The 15,585-nt window shown below is 65.9% G+C and carries 19 protein-coding genes; 9 read left to right on the top strand and 10 right to left on the bottom strand.

Going from position 1 to position 15,585, the window contains the following annotated elements:
* Positions 1 to 7: 7 nt before the first annotated feature.
* From FIV09_RS13925 to FIV09_RS13910, 4 genes are all read right to left on the bottom strand, one after another.
* A complete protein-coding gene (locus tag FIV09_RS13925; RefSeq protein ID WP_152450726.1) occupies positions 8 to 202 on the bottom strand; it encodes a twin-arginine translocation signal domain-containing protein in 195 nt (64 codons plus the stop codon).
* Between the two features lie 124 nt (positions 203 to 326).
* Positions 327 to 938: a molecular chaperone gene (locus FIV09_RS13920; RefSeq protein ID WP_152450724.1), complete on the bottom strand. Its 612-nt coding sequence runs from the start codon at positions 936 to 938 to the stop codon at positions 327 to 329.
* The gene (locus FIV09_RS13915) at positions 935 to 1,666 is read right to left on the bottom strand and encodes a DUF3306 domain-containing protein (RefSeq protein ID WP_152450723.1); all 732 of its coding nucleotides are present in this window, start codon (positions 1,664 to 1,666) and stop codon (positions 935 to 937) included. Before FIV09_RS13915 ends, FIV09_RS13920 begins: the two co-directional genes overlap by 4 nt.
* Positions 1,663 to 2,247, bottom strand: a complete 585-nt coding sequence (locus tag FIV09_RS13910) for a DUF3305 domain-containing protein (RefSeq protein ID WP_254702233.1) — start codon at positions 2,245 to 2,247, stop codon at positions 1,663 to 1,665. Before FIV09_RS13910 ends, FIV09_RS13915 begins: the two co-directional genes overlap by 4 nt.
* 143 nt (positions 2,248 to 2,390) lie before the next feature.
* Between FIV09_RS13910 and FIV09_RS13905 the strand changes: the two genes are divergently transcribed.
* A complete protein-coding gene (locus tag FIV09_RS13905) occupies positions 2,391 to 4,355 on the top strand; it encodes a 4Fe-4S binding protein (protein ID WP_152452611.1) in 1,965 nt (654 codons plus the stop codon).
* Between the two features lie 142 nt (positions 4,356 to 4,497).
* Here the strand turns inward: FIV09_RS13905 and FIV09_RS13900 are convergent, their stop codons facing one another.
* Positions 4,498 to 5,232, bottom strand: a complete 735-nt coding sequence (locus tag FIV09_RS13900; RefSeq protein ID WP_152450721.1) for a hypothetical protein — start codon at positions 5,230 to 5,232, stop codon at positions 4,498 to 4,500.
* An 88-nt stretch (positions 5,233 to 5,320) separates the two neighbouring features.
* Here FIV09_RS13900 and FIV09_RS13895 point away from each other — a divergent pair, with 88 nt between their 5' ends.
* The 6 genes from FIV09_RS13895 (at position 5,321) to FIV09_RS13870 (ending at position 8,656) form a co-directional block, all read left to right on the top strand.
* Positions 5,321 to 5,509: a DUF6494 family protein gene (locus FIV09_RS13895; protein WP_152450719.1), complete on the top strand. Its 189-nt coding sequence runs from the start codon at positions 5,321 to 5,323 to the stop codon at positions 5,507 to 5,509.
* Positions 5,510 to 5,517: 8 nt separating this feature from the next.
* The gene (locus FIV09_RS13890) at positions 5,518 to 6,585 is read left to right on the top strand and encodes an Mrp/NBP35 family ATP-binding protein (protein ID WP_152450717.1); all 1,068 of its coding nucleotides are present in this window, start codon (positions 5,518 to 5,520) and stop codon (positions 6,583 to 6,585) included.
* The gene (locus tag FIV09_RS13885) at positions 6,578 to 7,297 is read left to right on the top strand and encodes a biotin/lipoate--protein ligase family protein (protein WP_172976581.1); all 720 of its coding nucleotides are present in this window, start codon (positions 6,578 to 6,580) and stop codon (positions 7,295 to 7,297) included. The genes FIV09_RS13890 and FIV09_RS13885 overlap by 8 nt, the downstream gene beginning before the upstream one ends.
* Positions 7,297 to 7,776 (top strand): DUF6505 family protein, encoded by a 480-nt coding sequence (locus FIV09_RS13880; protein ID WP_152450714.1) that lies wholly within the window; start codon positions 7,297 to 7,299, stop codon positions 7,774 to 7,776. The genes FIV09_RS13885 and FIV09_RS13880 overlap by 1 nt, the downstream gene beginning before the upstream one ends.
* A gap of 90 nt (positions 7,777 to 7,866) precedes the next feature.
* Positions 7,867 to 8,064: a CsbD family protein gene (locus FIV09_RS13875; RefSeq protein ID WP_152450713.1), complete on the top strand. Its 198-nt coding sequence runs from the start codon at positions 7,867 to 7,869 to the stop codon at positions 8,062 to 8,064.
* 181 nt (positions 8,065 to 8,245) lie between these two features.
* The gene (locus tag FIV09_RS13870; protein WP_152450711.1) at positions 8,246 to 8,656 is read left to right on the top strand and encodes a cytochrome c; all 411 of its coding nucleotides are present in this window, start codon (positions 8,246 to 8,248) and stop codon (positions 8,654 to 8,656) included.
* A gap of 30 nt (positions 8,657 to 8,686) precedes the next feature.
* Here the strand turns inward: FIV09_RS13870 and FIV09_RS13865 are convergent, their stop codons facing one another.
* From FIV09_RS13865 to parE, 4 genes are all read right to left on the bottom strand, one after another.
* Positions 8,687 to 9,439 (bottom strand): hypothetical protein, encoded by a 753-nt coding sequence (locus tag FIV09_RS13865; RefSeq protein ID WP_371417707.1) that lies wholly within the window; start codon positions 9,437 to 9,439, stop codon positions 8,687 to 8,689.
* A complete protein-coding gene (locus FIV09_RS13860; RefSeq protein ID WP_152450709.1) occupies positions 9,411 to 10,109 on the bottom strand; it encodes a DUF1194 domain-containing protein in 699 nt (232 codons plus the stop codon). Before FIV09_RS13860 ends, FIV09_RS13865 begins: the two co-directional genes overlap by 29 nt.
* Before the next feature lie 285 nt (positions 10,110 to 10,394).
* Positions 10,395 to 10,889 carry a transposase gene (locus FIV09_RS13855; protein WP_152450708.1) on the bottom strand — a complete coding sequence of 165 codons (495 nt, stop codon included), beginning with the start codon at positions 10,887 to 10,889 and terminating at the stop codon, positions 10,395 to 10,397.
* A 92-nt stretch (positions 10,890 to 10,981) separates the two neighbouring features.
* Positions 10,982 to 12,940: a DNA topoisomerase IV subunit B gene (gene parE / locus FIV09_RS13850; RefSeq protein ID WP_152450706.1), complete on the bottom strand. Its 1,959-nt coding sequence runs from the start codon at positions 12,938 to 12,940 to the stop codon at positions 10,982 to 10,984.
* A 118-nt stretch (positions 12,941 to 13,058) separates the two neighbouring features.
* Between parE and FIV09_RS13845 the strand changes: the two genes are divergently transcribed.
* The gene (locus FIV09_RS13845; RefSeq protein ID WP_152450704.1) at positions 13,059 to 13,967 is read left to right on the top strand and encodes a DMT family transporter; all 909 of its coding nucleotides are present in this window, start codon (positions 13,059 to 13,061) and stop codon (positions 13,965 to 13,967) included.
* Here FIV09_RS13845 and FIV09_RS13840 read toward each other — a convergent pair.
* The gene (locus tag FIV09_RS13840) at positions 13,918 to 14,730 is read right to left on the bottom strand and encodes a glycosyltransferase (protein WP_152450703.1); all 813 of its coding nucleotides are present in this window, start codon (positions 14,728 to 14,730) and stop codon (positions 13,918 to 13,920) included. The genes FIV09_RS13845 and FIV09_RS13840 overlap by 50 nt on opposite strands.
* 475 nt (positions 14,731 to 15,205) lie before the next feature.
* Between FIV09_RS13840 and rpsL the strand changes: the two genes are divergently transcribed.
* Complete coding sequence (gene rpsL / locus FIV09_RS13835; RefSeq protein WP_005621086.1) at positions 15,206 to 15,577, top strand: 30S ribosomal protein S12; 372 nt, start codon at positions 15,206 to 15,208, stop codon at positions 15,575 to 15,577.
* The last annotated feature ends 8 nt before the right edge of the window (positions 15,578 to 15,585 follow it).

The raw sequence follows: 15,585 nt of genomic DNA, 5'->3' as shown, positions 1-15,585 counted from the left end.
CCGTCCGTCAGAAACGGGCGCTGTCGAAATAGGCGCGGGTATGCGCCGTGTCCTGCATGCCGGATTTACCGGTTTCCGCGAGGTCCGCCGCTTCCGCTTCCGTGCCGCTGACCGCCACGGCCGCAAGGGCTGCGGGGGCTGAGGTTCCGGCAAGTTTCAGGAAGTCCCGACGGCCCTTGTCCGCCTTCTCGTCTTTCGACATCCCAGTGTCTCCCTTCTTCTGGTTGCGGGTCGCGTGCGACCCGAGCTGTGCGGTCCCGTCGATCTGCTCCCGGAACCGTTGGAGCGATGAGGCCCGGGCGCGGATGCGCCGGACCCGGGCCGGATCACTCCGGCGACAATCGGAACGCTTCGCGCTCGATTTCCATGAAGGCCCGACCGACCGAGCCCACGGCGGCGTAAAGCATCGCCGACTTCGCCGTTTCGAGATCGGCGAAGAAGTGCCCGGCCCAGGGGCCGATATGTCTGTTGAAGAACGTCTTCTGATCCTCGAGCCGCGCAGGCGCGCCGAAGCGTCCCACGATCAGCGCGCCCATGACCTCCATCAGCGACGCGATATTGTCCTCGGGCTCGAACACGTTCGGCGCCCGGGTAACACCACGGGCGCGCAGGTCCTGCCGCAGGGTGGCCAGCGGCTTTTCGTTGAGGAAACCGGTCAGGTAGTAGCTGGCATAGGGCAGAAGCTCACCCCGGCCGAGACCGATGAAAAGCGCGTTGAATTCGCGCTCCAGATCGCGTGGCTTCGATGTGGCGGCACATTCCGCAAGCCGCGTGACCGCCTGACCGAGATCGCTGTCATCGCCGGAAAGGCCCGCGACCTGCGCGAGCAGCAATTCATCGGGCGGGCCTGCCAGCAGCAGGCCGAGGAAATTGTAAAGGTCCGCGCGCAGGCGGTCCTCTTCGCTTACGATGCCGTCAGCCTTGGCAGCCTGTGTCATCCGGTCTCCTCGAATCGGAATCGCATCCGGCGCGGCCGGTGCGGACTTTCCTCAGTTGTATACGACGGTGTTTCGGAGGTCCCATGGGGAACGTCTGCGACTTTAGTCGTAGCCCGTTCGTTTTCCGCGGGAATTTCAGTGGTTTCTGCAGGTGCAGCATGGCCGGACGGTGGCGCGATGGCTGCCGGATCAGCCTGCGCGCCGACATCGGACATGGCGTCTGCTTCGGACACGGTGCCCGCTTCGGTGAGAGCAACCGCGTCGGGCGCGGTGCCGTCCTCCAAAGCCTCCGGGGGCTTGGCTGCAGCTTTTTGCTTCGCCTCTTCCTCGGCGGCGAGGGCCTCTACATGGGCCTTCATGCCCTTGCCGATCTGGTAGGCCGTCTTCACGCCCGGCATGTCGGTCGCGGCATTGGTGTAATCGTCGTCGTAATCGTTGAGCCCGTCGACACAGGCCAGGACCGGGTTCGACCGCCAGAGCTTGCGCATGGCGCGGCGGCGCAGGCGTTCGGGGATCTCGCGGCGCATGAAGCCCGCAATGCCGTCGCCCGGCACCAGATCGTCGGGATCGGGGAGGCCATATTCGGCGAGGATGTCTTCGTCGCTCTTCTCGGCGAGGTCCTGGGCCACGGCATCGGCGCGCGCCTCCTCCGCCCTGCGGGCGTCTTCGGCCGCTTCGGCTTCGACACGCGCCTTGCGGCGGGCCCAGAAGCTGCCCGGGCGGCTCACGTGTCGCCCCCGTGGCGGCGTTCGGTCGGTGCGCGGTAGATATCGGTGGGTTTCGCGATCCGCGGATCGCCCAGCGGCGTTTCGGCCTCGGGCCCTTCAGCGCGGCGCCGCTTGCGCTTCACGAACCGCTCCTCACGGTAATGCGCCTCGATCCAGCGTCCGGCCCAGCCGATCAGATCGTCGGGCAGGGCGACCTTCTCCACGAGCTCGTCGCCCGATTGCTCGAACAGAGCGGCCTCATGCGGCGATGCGGTGACGAGATGCACATACCAGGGAAACCCATCGCGTGCCGAGGGGCGCATGATGACATAGGCCGCCGGGACCGGTTCGCTGAGCGAGATCCGGTAAGCCTCCGCCTCGCCGCGATAGAGCGTGAGCGGAACGGTCGCGGCGTGGTATTCGATCCGGCCGCCATCCTCGCGCAGCACACGCCAATCGGCGGGCGGCGCGTTCGGCAGCAGGGCGCGCGGCTGCCAGATCTCGCGGACCCAGCGCGTGACGCCCGGACGCCGTTCGACAATCACCCCGACAGGGATGCTTGCCGCCTTGCGGTCGGTGAATGAAATCGAACTCTCTCCCATGGCCCTTGGCTATCGTTCTGTGAGCCTTGCCTTGTTTATACGGCATAAGCCCGCTATCGAAAATCACAATTTCCCCATCATGCGCAAGACAGGCCGGTTGCGTCCGCCTGGCGGGCGATGGGAAGCACGATCAAGGAGGGGATATCGTGAAACAGCTTCTGATCTGCGATTGCCTGGGGTCGCAATCCCTGAACCCCGAAAGCCTGCGCGCCGCGACAGGCCTCGAGGTCAGCCGCGTGCATCGCGCGCTGTGTCAAGATGACGCAGAGGCCGCCGCGAAGGCATTGGCCGGGGGCGACGTGCTGGTCGCCTGCCAACAGGAAAGCGCTTTTTTCGAAATGCTAGCCGAGGAGTTGTGCGTCGACGCGCCGGGCTTTGTTGACCTGCGGGACCGGGCAGGCTGGTCCGACGAGGGCGACCGGGCGGGGCCGAAACAGGCCGCACTTGCCGCCGAGGCGCTGATCGACATGCCGCCGCCGCGCAGCCGCGACGTCACCTCTGAAGGCACCTGCTTCATCCTGGGCTCGGGCGATGCGGCCTTCGAGACCGCGGCCTCGCTGGCCGATCAATTGGCGGTCACGGTTCTGCAGGGCGACGAGACCGCGCCGCCGCTCGACCGGCGCTTCGACGTGATCCGCGGCCGCGTCACCCGCGCGTCGGGCGCGCTTGGCGGCTTCACCGTGCGCATCGACGGGTTCCGGCAGCTCGTGCCCGGCGGTCGTGGCACGTTCAATTTCGGACCGGCGCGCGACGGGGCGACGGCAGAGTGCGATATCATCCTCGATCTGCGTGGCGAGACGCCGCTCTTTCCCGCACCGGAAAAGCGCGAGGGTTACCTGCGGGCCGATCCGGCGCGCCCCGTGGCGCTGGTCGAGGCCGCGGCGCAGGCGGCGCAGATGGTCGGCACCTTCGAAAAGCCGCTCTATATCCGGGCGGAGCCTGCGCTTTGCGCGCATTCGCGGGCGGGGCAGACGGGCTGTTCCAAATGCCTCGATATCTGTCCCACGGGCGCCATCAGCCCCGAGGGCGATCACGTCAGCATCGATCCGATGGTCTGCGCGGGCTGCGGCGCCTGTGCGGCTTTGTGTCCGTCGGGGGCGATCAGCTATGACGCACCGCCGGTCTCGGCGGTGTTTCGCAGGCTCGACGTTCTGGCGCGCACCTACCGCGAGGCGGGCGGCGCGGCCCCGCGCCTTCTGGTACATGATGCCGAGCATGGCGGCGAGATGATCCGCCTGGCCGCACGGTTCGGGCGGGGCCTGCCCGCCGATGTCATCCCCTTTGAAGCCGATGCCATCGCGCGGTTCGGTCATGCGGAGATGGTGGCCGCCCTCGCGGCCGGATTTGCGCGCGTCGACATTCTGTTGGCCCCGCGCACGGAGCGGGACACGCCCGAGGGCGAGGCGGCCCTGGCCAATGCGCTCTCCGGAACCGAGGCGGTGCGGATTCTGGACATCACCGATCCCGATGCGCTGCCCGAGGCCCTTTACGGCGGCGCGGCCGCAGCGCTGGCGGCACCCGCCCTGCCGCTCGGCACACGGCGGCAAGTCACGCGCGTGGCGGCCAAGACGCTGCAGCCCAAGGCCGAGATCATCGATCTGCCGGAAGGCGCGCCCTATGGCGCCGTGCTCGTCGATCAGGACGCCTGCACGCTGTGCCTGTCCTGCGTGTCGCTCTGCCCGTCGGGGGCCCTGGGTGACAATCCGGACAAGCCGCAGCTTCTGTTCCAGGAAGATGCCTGTCTGCAATGCGGGCTCTGTGCGAATATCTGCCCCGAGGACGCCATCGCCCTGCAACCGCGCATGAACGTCACCGATCATGCCTTCAGCCAGGTGGTTCTGAACGAGGAAGAGCCCTTTGCCTGCATCGAATGCGGCGCGCTTTTCGGGGTGAAATCCACCATCGACCGCATCACCGAAAAGCTTGCGGGCAACCACGCGATGTTCTCGAACCCGGATGCCGCGCGGATGATCCAGATGTGCGACGATTGTCGGGTCCGGGCGCAGTTTCATGCGCAGAACAATCCGTTCGCCATGGGCGAGCGGCCGCGGGTGCGCACGACCGACGATTACCTCGGCGAAAGCCCGTCGAAGCGGCGCGATCACTGATCGCGCGGCCTGCGGCGCGGGGGATCGCGGCCAAGGGGCCGCGCTGGAGGCCCTGCCTCCAGACCTCCGGAGGTATTTTTGGTCCGAACGTGAGGGGGTGTTTCGCGTCGGGCCGCCCCGTGGGACGCCAGGCCCGATCCCGTCAGCGTGACTGGACCGGCTCGCCGAGATCGGCGGGGGGAATATCCGCCACGAAGGCCAGGATATCGTCGAGCTCATCGAGCGTCATCTCGATGGGGGCGATGGGCGAGGGCCGCATCGGATCGAAGGGCAATGTCACCTCCTCGATCTGGGTGAAGGCAGGGTGGGGCGCCAGCGCGTAGAACCCCTCGAAGCGGCGGGACCAGTCGGGCAGGGTGCGCAGCATGCCGAAGGACGGGGTGGAGCCGATGGAATTCATGCGGTTGACCTCGCCCACGACGTGGCACCGTCCGCAGAGCGACAGCGACAGGCTGGCGCCGCTGTTCACATCGCCCGAATAGTTGAGCTTGGCCACGGCGACCGGGGCCTTCACTTCCGTCGAGAAGGGCGTTTCGCCATCGCGGCTGAAGGAGGCGACCGTGTCGCGCCCGATCTCGGAGCCCAGCCAATCCGCGAAGGCCTGCGCGTCCGGGTCGTCGCCCACGCGCAGGGCCCAGAGCCCGGTCGGGCCTTCGAAGACCGGGCGGCCGTCGCGCTCGAAGACCGCATCGGCACTGGCGGGATCGGCGCCGCGGGTGATGCGCGTCGCGGTCTTGAGCGCAAAGCGCGGCAGGAGGTAATCGAGCAGGCCGCTTTCCTCGAGCGCGGAGGGCGCCGCGAGAGTGAAGCGCTTGTCGGCCTCTGCCAGGGCCGGGCTTGCGGCCAAGGCTGCACACAGAACGGTGATGAGGCGCATCCGGCCCTCCCTGCCAGCGGTCTCGTGGCTTGCAAGGCTAGTGGGCCTATCCTAGAGAGGTCAACGCTTTGATTGGGGAGGCCAGGCGATGAACGAAGAACTGAACATGTCGATGCGGAAGTTCCTGAAGCAGGTGGGTGTCACCTCGCAGAAGGCCATCGAGGACGCGGTCGCCGCCAAGGGCGGGATCGAGGGAGAGAGCTTCGAGGCCCGCGTGACGCTGACGGTGGACGGGCTGGACCTCACCCATACCGTGACCGGCACAATCAAGGGATAATCACAAAAGTGGCTCTGACACGCGATGCGGTTCTGACCGCACTCAAAGGCATTTCCGATCCCGCGGGCGGCGACATCGTGGCGGCGAACCGGGTCAAGGCGCTGAATGTCGAGGATACGGGCGCGGTGCGCTTCGTGCTCGAGGTTCCGGGCGACAAGGGCGAGGCCTACGGGCCGGTGCGCGAGGCGGCGGAAGCGGCCGTTAAGGCGCTGGACGGGGCCGGGCAGGTCTCGGTCGTGATGACGGCCCATGCAGCTCCGAAGCCGCCGCCGGATCTCAAGCTGGGCGGCAAGCCCAAGCCCCAGGGCCCGCAGAAAGTGCCGGGCATCGACCGCATCCTCGCCGTGGCCTCGGGCAAGGGCGGCGTCGGCAAATCCACCGTGTCGTCGAACCTGGCCTGCGCTTTGGCCGCCGAAGGGCGCCGCGTCGGCCTTCTGGACGCGGATGTCTACGGGCCCTCGCAGCCGCGCATGCTGGGGGTCTCGGGCCGTCCGGCGAGCCCCGATGGCAAGACCATCCTGCCCTTGCGGAATTTCGGCGTCACAATGATGTCCATCGGCCTGATGATGAACGAAGGCCAGGCGGTTGTCTGGCGCGGGCCGATGCTGATGGGCGCGCTGCAGCAGATGATGAACCAGGTGCAATGGGGCGCGCTTGACGTGCTGATCGTCGATTTGCCGCCAGGCACGGGCGACGTGCAGATGACGCTGAGCCAGAAATTCGAGGTGGATGGCGCCATCGTCGTTTCGACCCCGCAGGACGTGGCGCTTCTCGACGCGCGCAAGGGGATCGACATGTTCACCCAGCTCAAGGTGCCGATTGTCGGCATGATCGAGAACATGTCGACGCATATCTGCTCCAATTGCGGACATGAGGAGCATATCTTCGGCCACGGCGGCGTCGCCAAGGAAGCCGAGAAACTGGGCGCGCCTTTGCTGGCCGAGATCCCGCTGCATCTCGACATCCGCACCGCCTCGGATGGGGGCGCGCCGATTGTCGTCTCGAAGCCGGATAGCCCGCAGGCGCATGCCTTCCGGGACGTGGCGCGCGACCTCGTCAAGAACGGGCATGCGTGACGGCATGAGCGGGGGCGCGCCGGATTTTCCGCCGCTTCTGACCGGCCGCGCCGTTGCGGGCGAGGCGCCGCGCGCGGCTGCGATCCGCGCGGCGCAGGAAGGTGCCGATCCGGGGCTCGTGCTCTACGATCCGCTCTCCGAAGATCTGCATGTGGCGATGGTCTTCGCCCCGGATCGCCCGCGTGCCGAGGCGGCAGTGGTTCTGCCGCTTTGCGGTGTTGCGTTGCAGAACGCGCTGGGATCGGTGGCGCCACCCGAAGTGGCGCTGCATCTGGGCTGGGAAGGGGCCGTCCATATCAATGGCGGTCAGGCGGGACGCATCGCGATGATCGCGCCGCCTTGCGCCGAAGACGACGTGCCGGACTGGATGGTGGTCACCATCGATCTGCATTTCGTGCCCCGCAGCGCCGATGGGGGTGAAACACCCGGCGAGACCAGCCTTTATGCCGAGGGCTGCGGCGATCTGACGCCCATGCCGCTTCTGGAAAGCTACGCGCGGCACCTGTTGCACTGGTTGCATGACTGGGAGACCGACGGCTTGTCCGCCCTGCACCGGGATTATTCCGGCCTTGTCTGGCAACTGGGCGAGGACGTGACGCTGGCCGGTCGATCGGGGCATTTCCTGGGTCTCGACGAGACGCTTGGCGCCCTTGTGAAACAGGACGGCACGACGCATCTTCTTCCCCTGTCCCTCATGATGGAGCAGCCCTGATGAACCTCGCCCGCGCGATCCATTTCGACGAAAGCGACACCCGCGTCTTTGCCAGCCCGGCGCGCACCGGCGAATGGTGCATCTCGGGCGGGTTCGAGTTCTCCAACTGGGGCGAGGGCGACCTCGAAGGCAAGGCGCGGCAGGCTTTCGCCAATGGCTGGCTCGGCCTTGAGACCTTCGGGCGCGTGACCTTCGTGGCCGTCACCCGGATCGAAGAGGCGGAGCGCGTGACACTTGTCGAGGGGCTCGCGCAGCATTTCGTGGCAATCTACGGCGCGCCGTCGCTGGAGGATGCCCGCTCCGTCGCGGAGGCGGAAATCGCCGAAATGGCTGAAATGTGCGCCGATTTCACGCCCAACACCATCCTGACCGTCAGCCGCGAGCTGACGGATGCGGGCGTGCGCGAAGCCTACCGCGTGATCGAACCGCAGGATGCCGAGCTCGAAGCCTTCGCCGTGCATGGCGACATGGATCATTAAGGTAAGTTCGAAACACATATTTCTATGTGTCTCCGGAACCGTGCCTGCGGCCGGCTCGTTGTGTGGATAGGCAACGCAAGGAGAGACGACATGAATATGGACGAACTCAAAGGCCGTTTCACCGAGATGAAGGGCCATATCCGCGAGCAATGGGGCGAGCTGACCGAAGACGAGGTCGCCGAGACCCGGGGCGAGCGCGAACAGCTGATCGGCAAGATCCAGGCCAAGTACGGCAAGACCCGTGAAGAAGCCGAGCGCGAATTCGACGAATTTGTCGCGAAGCTCTGATCGGCGGCGCAAGGCCCGAACATGCGAAAAGAGGCGGCCTACGGGTCGCCTTTTTGCTGTAGATCGTCCTTTTTCCATTCCGGGCAATCCGTGCCGGTTCCGGGTGGTTCCTTGACCGGGATCAACGACGCAGAGCCACCGGCATTGCAGGATGTGGGCATCTTCGCGAGCGAGGTTGCCCATGCGTGTCGTCTTCCGTCTCCCCCTTCTTCCGCTTTTTCTGGCCGTCTTGCCGTTCTCAGCCGCCGGGCAGGATGTCGGCGTGGGCAAATCCCTCTATGAGCGGCATTGCGCGACCTGCCATGGCCTTTCGGCCAAGGGCGACGGTCCGATGGCGCCCGCCCTTCTGATCCAGCCGACCGATCTGACGCTGCTGTCGTCCGGCGAGGATGGACGCTTTCCGCTGATGCGAGTGATCATGCGCATCGACGGGCGGGATCCGCTGGTCAGCCACGGCTCTCCCATGCCGGTCTACGGCGATTTCTTCGAAGGGGTGCAGTCGGTCGCGCTCAAGACCGGTGCGGGGCAGCCGGTGATGATGTCCGAGCCGGTCGCGGATCTGGTGACCTATCTGAAAAGCCTGCAGGAGTAAGAGGCCCGCGCGGCGCGGACGCGACGGCGATCATTCCGCGCGGCAGATATTCTCCGTCTCGGCCCCCGCCCAGGGAATGCGGATCTGCGGCGCGGTCAGCACGGTGTCGAGCCGCGAGATGTCCATCGCCCCCGCAATCATCCGGTGCAGCCGCGCGGTTCTGGGCGCCTCGGGGTCGAGCAGGCGACAGCAGACATATTCCTCCACGATGGAGCCCTGTTGCTCGTATCCGTAATCGAGGAAATCGCCCTGATCGGTCTCGAAGAGATAGGGATCGGCGGAGGCCGTATGCTCCAGCGCCGCACGCCATGGGGTGAAGCCCGTGCGGTCGCGGTTCTGCCATTGCCAGACATGCGTCATCTCATGTGCGAAGAGCATCGCGTCGAAGAGGTCGATCACCTCGGGCAATTCCGCAAGATAGTCGTCGCGGTAGAGATCCTCGCGGTAGAGCACGCGGTTGAAAAAGGCGGTGGCGCCGGGGGAGACGGTCACGCGTCCCGATCGCGGCGGGAAGATCCGCTCCTGGCAGGTCACGCGGGGCCGTGCCGGCCGGGTGTAGCTGTAGGAGCCCGCGAAATGCCCGTCATGGAAGCGCACGGCGCGTGTGTCGATGGCGTCCCCGTGGAGCGCGCGGGCGAACGCCGTCTCGTTTTCGGTCAGCGGACGTCCGCAGGCGGCAAGCAGGACGAGGGCGAGGATCAGGATCTGGCGCATGGCGGCACCGAAGCGCAAACCGGCGCGCGCGGCAAGCCCGTCAGGGGCCTGCATGTCGCGGCAGGGCATGGGTGCCGGAGATTTCGAGGATCAGCTTGCGTTTCACAGCCTCGGCAAAGCTCGCGCGGTTTTCGGCGGTGACGACGAAGGCCCCCATCCCGCCGATGATCTGGTTGGCATAGGCCGCCTCCAGCCCGCCATGGGCGCGGCCGGGATCATCGGGCCGCAGGATCGGCAGGGCGTTGATCGTCACACCCTCGGCCAGGACGCGGGCGCGGGCATCGGCGATGGATGGCCCGCCGTAATTGTTCACGCTGTCGCCCGAGAAATCGATGACGCGGCGCCAGCCCTCGATGTCGTTCGTCTCCATCAATTCGAGGCCCGCGAGAAGGGCTGCGCCGATGGCGTTGCGTCCGTAGGCCTGGCGCGGTTTCGACAGCAGTTCTGCGGCGAAGCGTTCGGCCTGATCGGCGGTCGCGATACGGGTCCAGGGGGCGACGACCGCCTGGTTCGCGGCCCATTCAACATATGTGACGGCGATGGAGCCGTAGGCCGTGTCGGCGATGGCGGCGAGCACGTCGGGATCGGTGATGGCCTGCGCGTAGCCTTCGCGTTGGAAGGCAATCTCGGAGGCGTCGATGGAGCCCGAGGCGTCGGCGAGGAGCACCAGTTCGAGATCGGTGTCCTGCGCTGCGGCGGGTGTGGCGAGGAGGGCGAGTATAAGGAGGAGGTGGCGCATGGCGTGAGGTTAGCAGCCGCTGCGCGCTTTGGGCTCACGTTTTGGTGGGTGAGAGGTTGGGCGGTTCGGTTTTGTGGGGATCGGTTTGTTTGGGTCTAGGGCCCCGGATCCGGTCCGGGGCAGTGAAGAAAGGCTGCCTAGGCAGAACGCGGGATCAAGGCTGGGTGTAAGAACGCGCAGTGGGGTTCATGCCCAGACCTTGCGACCTAAAGGCCTCAGCCTCACCAGCTTGCACGTTCAGCCGTAGGGTGGGTGAAAACCCACCGCCACGGGCCAAGGTCCTCGTCACAGACCCGGAAGCGGTAGACGCGCGCGGGCGATGTCGCGGTGGATGGAGGAGTAGGGCCAATCCCGGGCGACGCTTACCAGACCATGTTTGACCGGGTTGCAAAGCACGTATTGCAGATGCGCATGGAAATCCTCCGGATCGCGCAGACAATGTTCCCAATACCGCCGCTGCCAGAGACCGCGCTCTCCCTTGCGATGCTTGCTGGGCGAACGAGGGTGCGAAATGGAAAGGCTGCGGCTGAACCCTGCCTTGATCCTTCGCCAGCGGGTGGAAAAGTCGGCATCCCCTTCAGGCAGCGTCCAGATCGCATGGATATGGTCCGGCAGGACGACAATGGCGTCGGTCCGAAACGGTGTATCCGTGACGCAGCGTGCGTAGCACCGCCTAAGCTCCGCGACATGGTCCGTCAGAAGCGCACCGCCCCGATGCGCGAGATTGACCGTGAAGAAATATGAGGCGCCGGGCCTTTTGAGACGCAGATAATTCGACATATCCGGAGGGTTGCCGGAGGTCGGTTAGGTTTTGGTTAACGGGGTTGGGCGTTTGGTGGGTTTTCACCCACCCTACGGAATGGCGTTCTCACTCACACATCCAACTCCTCGACGAACCGCGCGTTCTCCTGGATGTACTGGAACCGCAGCTCGGGCTTCTTGCCCATAAGACGCTCCACGAGATCGCCGGTCTCGCCCGGTTCGTCCTCGTCGATGGTCACGCGGATGAGTTTCCGGGTCGCGGGATCCATCGTCGTCTCCTTGAGGTCCTTCGCGTCCATCTCGCCCAGACCCTTGAAGCGCTGCAGGTCGATCTTGCCCTTCCCGCCGAGGCCCTTCTCCATCCACATCTCTTTCTCGGCATCATCAGCCACGTAGACGCGCTTGGCCCCTTGGGTCAGGCGATAGAGCGGCGGGCAGGCGAGGTAGAGATGCCCGTTATCGATCAAGGGCCGCATCTGCGAGAAGAAAAACGTCATCAGGAGCGAGGCGATATGCGCGCCGTCCACGTCGGCGTCAGTCATGATGATGATCTTCTCGTAGCGCAGATCGTCGATGTTGAATTTCGACCCCAAACCGACACCCAAAGCCTCGCAGAGATCGGAAATCTCGGCGTTCGAGCCCAGCTTCGACGACGCAGCGCCCAGCACGTTCAGGATCTTGCCCTTGAGCGGCAAAAGCGCCTGCGTCTCGCGGAACCGTGCGCCCTTGGCCGAGCCGCCCGCGGAATCGCCCTCGACGATGAAGAGCTCCGTGCCCTCGCGGGTCTTCGAGGTGCAGTCCGTCAGCTTGCCCGGCAGGCGCAGCTTCTTCGTCGCGGATTTCCGCGCCGTCTCCTTCTCCTTGCGCCGCCGCATCCGTTCCTCGGCGCGCAGGACGAGGAAATCGAGGATCGCACCGGCGGACTTGGTGTCCGAGGCCAGCCAATTGTCGAAGTGATCGCGCACGGCGCCCTCGACGAGCTTCGCGGCCTCGACAGTAGCCAGCCGGTCCTTGGTCTGGCCCACGAATTCCGGCTCGCGGATGAAGCAGGACACGAGCGCGCAGCCCCCTGTCACCAGATCCTCGCGCGTGATGCTCGCGGCCTTCTTGTTGCCCGCAAGCTCGCCGTAGGCCCGGATGCCCTTCAGGATCGCGGCCCAGAAGCCCGCCTCATGGGTGCCGCCTTCGGGCGTGGGCACGGTGTTACAATAGCTTTGCAGGAAACCATCGCGCGAGGGCGTCCAGTTGATCGCCCATTCCACTTTACCCGGCTTGCCGAAGCGTTCCTGGAAGCTGACCGTGCCCGCGAAGGGGGCGCTTGCATAGGTGGCCGCACTGCCCAGCGTCTCTGTCAGGTAATCCGACAGGCCGCCCGGGAAGTGGAACGTGGCCTCCGTGGGCGTGTCGCCATCGTCGATGGCGGACTTCCAGCGGATCTCCACGCCGGAGAACAGATACGCCTTGGAGCGGACCATCTGAAAGAGCCGCGCGGGCTTGAGCTTGTGCGTGCCGAAGATCTCCGCATCGGCATGGAAGGTGATCGTGGTGCCGCGCCGGTTGGGCGCCTGGCCGATCTTCTCGACCGGGCCCTGCGGCAGACCGCGCGAGAAGCGCTGCTCGTAAAGTTCGCGGTTGCGAGCGACCTCGACCACCATCAGGTCGGACAGCGCGTTGACCACGGAGGCGCCAACCCCGTGCAGGCCGCCCGAGGTCTCGTAGGCCTTGCCCGAGAACTTGCCGCCCGCATGGAGCGTGCACAGGATCACCTCCAGCGCGGATTTGCCCGGAAATTTCGGATGCGGGTCGATCGGGATGCCGCGCCCGTTGTCGCGAATACGGCAGGACCCGTCCTCCAGCAGGTCCACCTCGATGCGGTTCGCATGACCCGCCACGGCCTCGTCCATCGAGTTGTCGAGGATTTCCGCCACCATGTGATGCAGCGCGCGCTCATCCGTGCCGCCGATATACATGCCGGGGCGTTTGCGAACGGGCTCCAGCCCCTCCAGCACCTCGATGGAGGAGGCGTCGTAATCGGTGGGCTCCTGCCCTGCGAGGAGGTCTTCGGCCATGCGCTGCTCGTCCCGGATTCTGTGGTTGGGTTAGCCGTGGATTAGACCATCTGGCAGGCCGGGGAGCAAGCGTCGCAATATCTGGCGGGGGACAATGCAGGGTGATAGCACCGGCAGGATGACCGATGACGCAGACAATCGTCGCGGGGCGGGGCTGATGATGGCCTCGATGGCCGCATTCACCATCAACGACGTCTTCGTAAAGGCGGCGTCGGCGGAGCTGTCGCTGGGGCAGATCCTGCTGTTGCGGGGCGTGATCGCGATTGCGGTTCTCTTCGGGCTCGCGCGGCACTTCCGGGCGTTCCGCCGAATCCCCGGCCGGGATGCGCGGTTGATCGCGCTGCGCTGCGCGGCCGAGATCGGTGCTGCGTACTTCTTTCTCACGGCGCTTCTGGCGCTGCCCATCGCAAATGTGACCGCGATCCTGCAATCGGTGCCGCTGACCGTGACGCTCTGCGCGGCGCTGTTTCTGGGCGAGGCGGTGGGCTGGCGGCGCTGGTCGGCGATTGTCGCGGGCTTCGTGGGCATGCTGCTCATCACACGGCCGGGGACCGGGGATTTCACCGCCGCCTCGGCCTACGTGCTGATTGCCGTCTGTTTCGTCACCCTGCGCGATCTCGTCACGCGGCGCATGTCGGTTGAGGTGCCGTCGCTTCTCGTCACGCTGTCGGCGGCGATCGCCGTGACGCTTTTCGCGGTTGGGCTGACAGCGGTGCAGGGCTGGGCGCCGGTGACCGCGCGGGCCTCTGGCATGGTCGTGGGCTCTGCGCTGTTTGTCACGGCGGGCTATTTCCTGTCCGTCGCGGCGATGCGGGTGGGTGATGTTGGCGCGGTTTCGCCGTTCCGCTACACCTCGCTGATCTGGGCGCTGGTGCTGGGCTGGGCGGTCTTCGGCGAATGGCCCGAGCCGCTGACCTTCCTTGGCGCCGCGATCATCGTGAGTGCGGGGGTCTTCACGTTAAGGCGCGGGCGCAGGGTCAGGGCCCGGAGCGAAACACAGCCCGCACGCGCTCCGCGTCCACGTTGAAGCGCGCCTTGATCGCGTCTTCGCCCGCCGCGTCGAGGCGGGGCAGGGGATGCGGCTTCACATGGTTCTTCTGCCGCGAGTCGTTGAAGCCGTTATGGCCGCGCAGATACATCTCGGGCGCGTTGAAGGTCACGGTCGGCATGTGCAGGTTGATCTTCTGGTGGCCGAAATTCATCACGCTCTGCCGCACGCCGCCTTGCACATAAAGCGCCTGCGCGACGCCCCAATAAGGATGAGTGACGGGCTCCGCACAGAGGCCACGCGCGTCGGCGCTGACCAGATAGCCACGGTTCCAGTCGAAGCCCACGAGCCGGTTGGCCGCACAAAGGGCCGCGCAATCCGTCGCCGCCTGCCGCAGCGACGCGACGAAATCCACCGCCACCGCGTCGTCGTCGTCATGGCGGAATTGCAGGCAGGGTTCCGCGATGTCGTGCCGCGCGGCGTTGATGGCATCCTGACAGACCTTGCGGTGTGGGCCGGGCGGACGCGCTTCGATCACCGCCTGCGGCACATCGGCGATCAGCGCGTCAAGCGTCGCGCGGGTCGCGTCCGGCAGGCTGTCGCCGGTCAATATTACGAAGGTGAAGTCGGGATCGGTCTGGGCGGCAATGGAGGGGAGGCAGATCGTCTCGAAGAGGCGCAGCCTTTCCTCGAGGCGGGCGGGCGCATAGAGATAGGCCATGCGCTCTGCGAGGTCGTCATGTTCGACCTGGAAGCCCCCCTCGGCGGGATAGGAGAAGCGGCAGAATCCGATCACCTGCATGTCGATTGTGCCTCGCGCGAAACCATGCTTTTCCGCGCTAGGCTGACATTGGGCGGCGATGCGGACAAGAGCCGTGCATGCTTGGCCGAAACACGCCCCGAATGTGTGCTCCCGCGGCTGTTGACAAGCTATCCGACTCCCCATATACGCCGCCCATCCTGACCGGACCCGCATCCATGCGCCCGGTCTGAACACACAGACGAGAAGCGGTCATGATCCGGGCCCAGTTGCCCCGATCCTCTGGTATCTCCCGCGTCGTTCCCGAGATGAGGGAACGAATGCGGCTTTTTGCGTCGGGCTATCGTGGCCCCGGCGGGGACCAGACCGGAGACGGCGGCGCGGCCATTCAGGCGCCCCGGAGGCCCTCTCAGAGAGACAGCAGGTATTCCCGCGGACGCGCGGGCATGCCGAACGATTGAACCGCGCCGGGCCCGGGCCTTGCGCACCCATATGTGAGCTATACGGGGAATCCGGAATGCCAACGATCCAGCAGCTGATCCGCAAGCCGCGGCAGCCCAAAGTCAAGCGCTCGAAGTCGATGCACCTCGAGCAGTGCCCCCAGAAGCGGGGCGTTTGCACGCGCGTCTACACCACCACACCGAAGAAGCCGAACTCGGCGATGCGGAAAGTGGCCAAGGTGCGTCTGACCAACGGCTTCGAAGTCATCAGCTACATTCCGGGCGAAAGCCACAACCTGCAGGAGCACTCGGTCGTGCTCATCCGCGGCGGTCGTGTGAAAGACCTTCCGGGTGTGCGCTACCACATCCTGCGCGGTGTGCTTGATACCCAGGGCGTCAAGGACCGTAAGCAGCGCCGTTCGAAGTATGGCGCCAAGCGTCCGAAGTAAGAGGATTA

Source organism: Roseivivax sp. THAF197b (genome assembly GCF_009363255.1).
Lineage (GTDB): Bacteria > Pseudomonadota > Alphaproteobacteria > Rhodobacterales > Rhodobacteraceae > Roseivivax.
This window is presented reverse-complemented; position numbering and strand designations above follow the sequence as displayed.

Bases quoted from the DNA above. Each gene is read 5' to 3' on its own strand.
- FIV09_RS13910 (WP_254702233.1), bottom strand. From the start codon at position 2,247: ATGGGAGAGAGTTCGATTTCATTCACCGACCGCAAGGCGGCAAGCATC.
- FIV09_RS13920 (WP_152450724.1), bottom strand. From the start codon at position 938: ATGACACAGGCTGCCAAGGCTGACGGCATCGTAAGCGAAGAGGACCGC.
- FIV09_RS13925 (WP_152450726.1), bottom strand. From the start codon at position 202: ATGTCGAAAGACGAGAAGGCGGACAAGGGCCGTCGGGACTTCCTGAAA.
- FIV09_RS13845 (WP_152450704.1), top strand. From the start codon at position 13,059: ATGACCGATGACGCAGACAATCGTCGCGGGGCGGGGCTGATGATGGCC.
- rpsL (WP_005621086.1), top strand. From the start codon at position 15,206: ATGCCAACGATCCAGCAGCTGATCCGCAAGCCGCGGCAGCCCAAAGTC.
- FIV09_RS13865 (WP_371417707.1), bottom strand. From the start codon at position 9,439: ATGCCCTGCCGCGACATGCAGGCCCCTGACGGGCTTGCCGCGCGCGCC.
- FIV09_RS13885 (WP_172976581.1), top strand. From the start codon at position 6,578: ATGCGTGACGGCATGAGCGGGGGCGCGCCGGATTTTCCGCCGCTTCTG.
- FIV09_RS13900 (WP_152450721.1), bottom strand. From the start codon at position 5,232: ATGCGCCTCATCACCGTTCTGTGTGCAGCCTTGGCCGCAAGCCCGGCC.
- FIV09_RS13840 (WP_152450703.1), bottom strand. From the start codon at position 14,730: ATGCAGGTGATCGGATTCTGCCGCTTCTCCTATCCCGCCGAGGGGGGC.
- FIV09_RS13860 (WP_152450709.1), bottom strand. From the start codon at position 10,109: ATGCGCCACCTCCTCCTTATACTCGCCCTCCTCGCCACACCCGCCGCA.
- FIV09_RS13875 (WP_152450713.1), top strand. From the start codon at position 7,867: ATGAATATGGACGAACTCAAAGGCCGTTTCACCGAGATGAAGGGCCAT.
- parE (WP_152450706.1), bottom strand. From the start codon at position 12,940: ATGGCCGAAGACCTCCTCGCAGGGCAGGAGCCCACCGATTACGACGCC.
- FIV09_RS13870 (WP_152450711.1), top strand. From the start codon at position 8,246: ATGCGTGTCGTCTTCCGTCTCCCCCTTCTTCCGCTTTTTCTGGCCGTC.
- FIV09_RS13895 (WP_152450719.1), top strand. From the start codon at position 5,321: ATGAACGAAGAACTGAACATGTCGATGCGGAAGTTCCTGAAGCAGGTG.
- FIV09_RS13880 (WP_152450714.1), top strand. From the start codon at position 7,297: ATGAACCTCGCCCGCGCGATCCATTTCGACGAAAGCGACACCCGCGTC.
- FIV09_RS13855 (WP_152450708.1), bottom strand. From the start codon at position 10,889: ATGTCGAATTATCTGCGTCTCAAAAGGCCCGGCGCCTCATATTTCTTC.